Origin of the sequence: Psychrobacter sp. (genome assembly GCF_036731945.1) — a bacterium.
Lineage (GTDB): Bacteria > Pseudomonadota > Gammaproteobacteria > Pseudomonadales > Moraxellaceae > Psychrobacter.
The window spans coordinates 33,678-41,363 of record NZ_DAINDI010000026.1; the positions used below are offsets into that span (position 1 = coordinate 33,678).

Below are 7,686 nucleotides of genomic sequence, written 5' to 3' on the forward strand. Positions count from 1 at the left end.
CCGGCCGCTAATATCATGGTCGCTGACGAGCAAAACTTTCATACGCACAATCGCAAACAGTTTGTGGCACAAGCAGCGCTCAATACGCCAGACGCTATCATTATTACTCACTCAGGTTTTGAGCGTATCGGCGTAAAACCTGATACCAAAAAAGCCTTCTTAGAAAATAAGATTGAAGAATGGCAAGCCGCGCTTGAATCCACTAAAGCCAGTGACGGCGATAATCGCACCTCAGTCAAGCAGCTTGAGCGCAATATCGAAAGCCTAGAGCGCAACCTTGATGAATTACTTGATGCTAAAGAGAAGGACGGCGCGGTATTCTTTGAAGATATGGGCGTCGATAAGCTGTATATCGATGAAGCGCATGAGTTCCGTAAGCTTAACTTTGTGACCAAGATGGGAAATATCAAAGGTATTGACCCGGCAGGCTCGCAAAAAGCGATGGACTTAGATTTAAAGCTGCAACTACTTAGAAAGAGCAATCCGACACGCGCTTTTGTCGGTGCGTCCGGTACGCCCGTCACCAATACGATGGGCGAGCTTTATACTATTCAGCATTATTTTCAGCCTGAGCAGTTGAAGCAAGACGGCCTTCATCATTTTGATAGCTGGGCAAATCAGTTTGGGGAAGTAGTGGAGGGCTTAGAGCAGAACGCCGCTGGTAATTATGAAGTGGTGCCGCGCTTTGCTAGGTTCGTCAACGTGCCCGAGCTTATGAGCCGCGTGCGCTCATTCATGGACGTGCTGACCAGTCAAGACTTGGGCGATTTTGTAGCGCGTCCTAATGTTAAGACGGGTGGGCGTGAAATTATTGCCATACCAACGCCAGACGGGTTTAGCGAGTATCAAGCCAGCCTAGCAGAACGCATTGATGCTATCCGCAAGCGTAGTGGCAAGCCTGAAAAGGGCGACGATATTATCCTAAGCGTGATTGGCGATGGTCGATTTAGTGCGATTGATATGCGCTTTGTTGATCCAACCTTGCCTAGTGACCCTAATAGCAAGCTCAATACCGTTATCAGAGATATGGCAGAAGCTTATCACGCTACTGCCGATAATGAATATGTGACCGATGGCGCAGTCGATGATTTAAACGGCGGCGCATTAATGATGTTTACCGACATAGGACTTGGTGAGCAGTCTGCCGCTTCTCGCGGGTTTGATATGAAGCAGTGGATTACCGACGAGCTTATTAGGTTGGGTGTTAAGCGCGAAGATATTGCCTTTATGCGAGACAATAAAACACACGCTAAAAAAGGCAAGTTGTTTGACGATATGCGCCAAGGCCGCAAGCGTATTATGATTGGCGGCAAAGATATGGAGACAGGGGTTAATGCACAAAAGCGCCTAACTCACTTATTCCATCTTGACGCACCTTGGTTCCCAGCCTCAGTCGAGCAGCGCGAAGGCCGTATCATTAGACAGGGCAACCAAAACAAAGAAGTGGTTATCAGAGCTTATGCCACAAAGGGCAGCTACGATAGTACCATGTGGTCAATGGTCGCACGCAAGGCGCGCTTTATCGAACAGGCCATGCGCGGTGATGCCACGGTTCGTAGTATGGACGATGTGAGCGAAGCCAGCGCCTTTGAACAAGCCAGCGCATTATCGTCAGGTGATCCGCGATCTATGCAGCTGGCAGGATTGCGCCAAGATGTTGAGCGCTTAAACCGTCAATTATCAGGGCACCAAAACGAGAAGTTTGGCAATCAAAACAAGGCTCGTGACGCACGCCGCACGCTGGCACGCGCTGAGCGTGAGCTTGACGATATCAATAAGCTACTGCCAACACATAAAAATATTGAAACAGGCGATGTTATCGGCAAGGTAGGCGCTAAGGCGTTTGATAATCGCAGTGAATACGGTCAAGCGATCATAGACGCCTACAATAAGCATGCTGAAAACTTCGATACAGGCGAGCATGTGCTTGGTACGGCAGCAGGTTATGATGTGGTTTATAACGGTATAACCATGAACGGCGGCAACTTCTATGCTGACGCTAATATTGATATACCGAAAGCTGATGACACCGCATTGTTTGATACAGATAATGCAAAAGACACGCGCCCAGACGGACTGACCACACGTATCATTAATCGTGTAAACAAACTGGCCGATTACAAGTCAAAAATTGAGCAGCTTATCGAGCAATCTAAAACCAATGCTGAAAATTTTGAGCGCCGCGCCAGCAAGTCGTTTGATGCACAAGCCGAGCTTGAAGAAAAATCACGCGAATTAAAAGAGCTTGAAGATACGCTGGCAAGTGAGGCGGAAGCCTTGAAGCAGGACAGTAATCCGAATAACTTTACTGACGCTGACCGTGTGCCAGCACCGGACGCGCCTAAATTCTCTCGCATAGCCGCAAGTGATAGCCAGATAGACGCCATTCGCAAAGAGTTTGAGAGCACAGATAAGTGGATGAAGGCGCCTAATGGTGAAGATACTAATCTGAATGAGCAGCAATGGTTACAAGTTCGAACGCCAGCCTTCAAAGAGTGGTTTGGGGATTGGGAGGGTGACCCTGATAATGCTAGCGAAGTAGTGGATGATAATGGCGAGCCAATGGTAGTCTATCATTCAACAGACGAGATATTTGACGATTTTGACAGAAGCAAGCTAGGCGCTACTGCGTATGGAAACGCAAGTAAAACACCTTACGCAGCAACTGCTGGAGTTGGGTTTTGGTTTAGCAATGAAGATTTAAGCAAAAGAAATCGAGGAGGTATGGGTAGCACGTCTATCGCTTCGTTTCTTAACATTCGTTCGTCTTACGAACTTGAAAGTTTAGAAGCTCTAGCTAACGATATTGAATCAGATGTTATTCCTGATGATAAATTATGGGTTGCTGATTTTGAAGATGTTTCAGATATCGGAGTGTTGGCTGACGAGTATAAAGACTTGCTTGTAAACGGCGGTATTGATGGAGTTATTATAGAGAATGACGAGGAATTTGATGGCAGCACATCTTTCGTTGTTTTTGAACCCAATCAAATAAAGTCAGCAACAAACAATGCTGGCACGTTCGATGGCTCAAATCCTGATATCCGTTACTCAAAAACCAACCCAGCCAAAGGCAGTACAAGCGCCACAGCCAAACAAGTGGTCAGCACCTTGCAAAAGCGTTTTGGCAAAGAGGTGGTCGCAGCGCTTATCAAGTCTGGCAAATTGCGAGTGCGCACGCTCAATGATTTTGTGAATAGTGATGGTCGCTTGCTTATCCCAAGTGATGCCGAAGGTTTTTACTATGACGGCAAGGTAACGCTGATTGCTGATAACCTAACCCCAGAAACAGTAGTTGCAACATTGCTTCATGAAATGGGCGGGCACGCTGGTATTCAAAACATGCTTGAGACGCAAACTTACATGAGTTTAATGGAAAATTTTTACGCCCTAGTAAGGTCTGGCAACAAGTATGCTGTACGCGCCAAAGAACGCGCAGAGGCAAGCGCCTACAGTGACAGTGAAGCACGCGATGAATATATCCCGTATCTAATCACTGAGTATGCGCAAGCAACAGAGCGCGGCGGTCCACTGGCAGTTATCAAGCGCTTTGTGAATCGCGTTATGGCTGGCGTGCGGGCATGGGTTCGCAATCATACCGGCGTGCAGTTAAAGATGACACCTAATGATATGGTGCAGTTAGCTGAACGCATGGTTAAGCGCTTGGCAGAACAGAGTATGGATAGCGTGACTATTGCGGGTGTTGAAAACATGCCAGCCGCACAAATGCAGTTTAGTCAAGAAGGTGTGGACCAAAAGAACACGCCAGCGTTTAAAGAATGGTTTGGCGATAGCAAGGTGGTGGATGGCAATGGCAATCCATTGGTGGTTTATCATGGCACCATTAAAGCGTTTAATGAGTTTAATACGACTGATTTTGGCGCATTACTTGGCAAAGGTAGCTACTTTACAGCCAGCGAGTCAGAGGCGCGTCAATATTCAGGGCAAGGAACGCGCATAATTCCAGCGTATATCTCTATAGAAAATCCTTACTATGTAAAATCCGCTATGGATAACGTACCTAGCCGTGAGGAAATGCTAAGCAGGGGTTATGATGGTGTTATTCAGAAAAACGATGACGGTAGTGTTAAGTGGGCAGTTGCTCATAAGCCAACTCAGATAAAATCAGCCACCGACAACGTAGGCACGTTCGACGCTAACAATCCTGATATACGTTTCAGCCGACGCTATTCAAGCCTTGGTACTGACGGCAAGCCGGTCACTACTAAAGAAAAAGCACGAGACAGAGTGGCGCTTGCACAAGCGACTACCATGTCGTCTAAGTTTGGTATTAATTTACTACTTAGACGCCACTTGGCAACACCGCAGCATGTTGCGCTACTTAACCCAGTGTTTAAAATATTTACGGACAACGTGCAGGCGCGTATTGCTTATGAGAATAACGAGGCTGGATTGGTGCAAACTTTGTTACCTGAAATATGGGATACTCGCCTAGTTGTCGGTAAGAAAAAAGAAGCAATGGAGCGCGTATCAAAAGCAATCTTTGATGGCACAATGGCAGACAAAGTGTGGAGCGATAGCGAGCTGCAAACGATGTTTGACTTGACCGACAAAGACATTGGTTTTTATCGCCGCGCGCGGGCAGCAATCGATACATCTGTTATGAATATGACAGTCGATACTCTATCGTCGCTCGCCAAAGGTACTAAGCTTGTCAACATAGAAACAATCCATAAGCTAAAGCTGCAAGGTATGCACCCCATCATGCACAACCTAGCGCTTCAACAGCACATGACAGACGAGCTGGAAAAACTGGCCAAGGGTGGTTTAATCACACCAAAAGCCGAAGCGCGTATGCAAAAACAGCTAGATGGCAGCGATTGCCATGAAGTACGACAAGCTGGTAGCAGATGGTTATGCGCCGCTGATGCGTTTTGGCCACTATGCAGTAGAAGTGCGCGACAAGACTACCAATGACTTAGATTTGTTTGAGCTATACGAAACCAAAGGTCAGCAGCGTAAAGCGATTAAAGAGCTAAAAGAGCGCTACGATGAAACTCAGTTTACCGTCGGTACTGGCACACTGAACCCAGAAGGATTTAAGCAGTTTAAAAATAAAGGTCTATCGCCCGAAACGGTACAATTATTTGCAGCCGAGCTTGGCTTAGATGATGATGGCGCCTATCAAGCGTACTTAAAAATCGCGGTCAGTGATCGCAGTGCGCTAAAACGCCTAATTCATCGTAAAAAAGTACCAGGCTATAGTGAAGATATGCCGCGTGTGCTGCCAGCGTTTGTCATGAGCAACGCCCGCTATAGTGGTCGTGGTCTGTATAACAGTGAGATTGAGCGCTCAATCCAAAATATTAATGACGGCAATCTACAGAATGAGGCGCAAAAAGTTTTTGAGAATATCGAAAACCCGCAAGAAGAATTTGCCCAGCAGCGCAGCCTGATGTTCCATTACTTTATGGGCTTCTCGCCAGCGTTCTTTTTCTTAAACTTAACGCAGCCATTTACCCAGACCATACCCAAACTGACTGCTTATGTAGGCGCTGGCAAGGGCCATGCTTATATGGCGCAAGCGCTGGCAATGATAGGAAAGCACGCAGCAAACGCTACTATCAATATGGGTAAGAAAGCCGCCGGACTGCCAACGCCTAACTGGACGGGCTTTGAAGATAACTTGCCAGCGTGGGTGAAAAAAGAAGATTACTTACGCATGGCGCGTGAAGGTCATCTTGATCCGCAGAATATCTACATGATTAAAGGACTTGAGCGCGGAAAAGGCGGCGTAGCAAGTGGCGTTTGGGGTAATATCGAAGCCGCCGCTGGCTGGTTTGCTGAAATATCAGAGTCTATGAATCGCCGTAGTACCATGATTGCAGCCTTTAGAGTCGCCAAAGATATGGGCGATGCCAAACTAAAGGCAAAAGGCTTTGATAGTAAGTATGAGTTTGCAGTATCAATCATTCAGCAGACGCAAGGCATCTACAACAAAGGCAATCGCTCAGGTCTGGCACGCGGTAACGGCAAGCTTGGTCAGTATGGCCCATTAATCCTCGTGTTTAAACAGTTCACGATTAACTATACTGAGCAGATGATACGCCACGGTCGAGACAAAGAAGTTAAAGCGCTGGCAGTAGCGATGATGTGGCAATTTGCCTTGGCTGGCATGTTGGGCTTGCCGTTCGCTGATGACTTACGCGATCTGTTTGAAGGTATTGCTTATCGCGTGTTTGGTAAAGCATTTAACTTGCCTGATTATTTAGAAGGACTGCTAGGTAAGAGTAATGCCGACGCGCTGATGTATGGTATCGCCAGCGAGAAGGGTCGTATTGATATTCATGGTCGTTCAAGTCTGGGTAATGTTATTCCCGGTACTGATGTGATTAGGCCAGGGCCTACCGACTGGGCTGAAATATTGGGCGCGTCGTCAGGGTTTTACGAGAGTTTCTTTTCTGCCGCGTCAATGGCCGCCGATGGGAAGTATAAAGACGCACTTATCACCGCCTCACCTCGCTATATTCGTGATGCCGCGTCAGGTGCCGAGATTGCATTGACTGGATCATACCGTAACACCAAAGGTGATAAGATCATGGACTTGGATAAAACCGATGCCGTGATTAAATCGATGGCCTTTAACCCTGCCAATAACGCAAGACCAGGGCGTGACCGTAGTAACGCTTATGATATGAAAAACATGCTGAAGGCTAAGACGGATTACTTTAGCAAACACTTGGCAGAAGCTATCTATCAAGATGACGATGCGCGTGTCGATGCACTGTATAACGAGATGGACGCATGGAATGATCGTAACGCTGAGCACTTTAATGTTGATATCGATAAGATTGAAAAGTCAGCAGAGAAGCGTGTCGAGCGTAAAGACTTTGGCAGTGCTGAACGCCAGAATATACAGGACAGCCTAGCATTAAGACAGGAGGAATTGGCTGGCACGTAGTGTGACTAATACAAAACGCCATTTTACTAGCTAAAATGGTGTTTTAGTAGGTTACAAACAGCATTAGTTTGGTTATAGTGAATAAATCAACTAATGCGGAGACAAGGTAATGAATAAACTGGCTATTTTATTATTGAGTGGACTGTTTGCAACTGGGGCTAATGCCTCATGTTTTGGGTCGGAGAATATGTACTCGTGCAATGATCCGCAGTCTGGCAATAACTATCAGATTAATAAGTTTGGCAATACTACTTATATGACGGGTAATAATCCGCGCACTGGTAGCACTTGGAGCCAGACATCAAACACCTATGGCAATACAACGTACCAAAGTGGCAGCAGCTCAAACGGTAATACGTGGAATCAAACGATACAGAATAACGGCTCAATAGGCACGACATATTCTGGCACCGATTCAAAGGGTAATTACTTCCATAAGACGTGCAATCAGTTTGGCTGCTACTAATCTATAGGTGTATAAACGTCCTTATATAGCTAAAGTTAGCTATGTTTAGCTATGTTTAGCTACACTTAGCTGCTATACTAGCTATGTTGGCTTGGTCGCCGGGACTGTGTGAAAACTCGAGTAAAGTAGCGCAGAAAAAACCAACGAAGCCCATCTATTAATTTAGATGGGCTTTTTTATTTGCGTTCACGAAAAATGAACGCAAATGAACGCAAATGAACGCAGCCCTTATATATCAGCCGGGAGCCATAAGAATAGCAATGTCTAAAGTTCGTCTAAACACGTCTAAAACTACACC

At 46.3% G+C, this 7,686-nt stretch carries 3 protein-coding genes; all 3 read left to right on the forward strand.

Annotated elements, in window-relative coordinates; genetic code table 11:
- The first annotated feature begins 15 nt into the window (after window positions 1-15).
- The 3 genes from V7D75_RS07175 (at window position 16) to V7D75_RS07185 (ending at window position 7,388) form a co-directional block, all read left to right on the forward strand.
- Entirely contained in the window at window positions 16-4,938 is a 4,923-nt protein-coding gene (locus V7D75_RS07175; RefSeq protein ID WP_333614010.1) for an ADP-ribosyltransferase-containing protein, read from the forward strand.
- Complete coding sequence (locus tag V7D75_RS07180) at window positions 4,832-6,922, forward strand: PLxRFG domain-containing protein (protein ID WP_333614011.1); 2,091 nt, start codon at window positions 4,832-4,834, stop codon at window positions 6,920-6,922. Before V7D75_RS07175 ends, V7D75_RS07180 begins: the two co-directional genes overlap by 107 nt.
- 109 nt (window positions 6,923-7,031) lie before the next feature.
- On the forward strand, window positions 7,032-7,388 hold the full coding sequence (locus V7D75_RS07185) for a hypothetical protein (protein ID WP_333614012.1): 357 nt from the start codon (window positions 7,032-7,034) through the stop codon (window positions 7,386-7,388).
- Window positions 7,389-7,686 lie beyond the last annotated feature (298 nt).

What these genes read in the sequence shown, in the direction of transcription:
- V7D75_RS07180 (WP_333614011.1), top strand. Translation starts at nt 4,832, where the DNA reads ATGGCAGCGATTGCCATGAAGTACGACAAGCTGGTAGCAGATGGTTAT.
- V7D75_RS07185 (WP_333614012.1), top strand. Translation starts at nt 7,032, where the DNA reads ATGAATAAACTGGCTATTTTATTATTGAGTGGACTGTTTGCAACTGGG.
- V7D75_RS07175 (WP_333614010.1), top strand. Translation starts at nt 16, where the DNA reads ATGGTCGCTGACGAGCAAAACTTTCATACGCACAATCGCAAACAGTTT.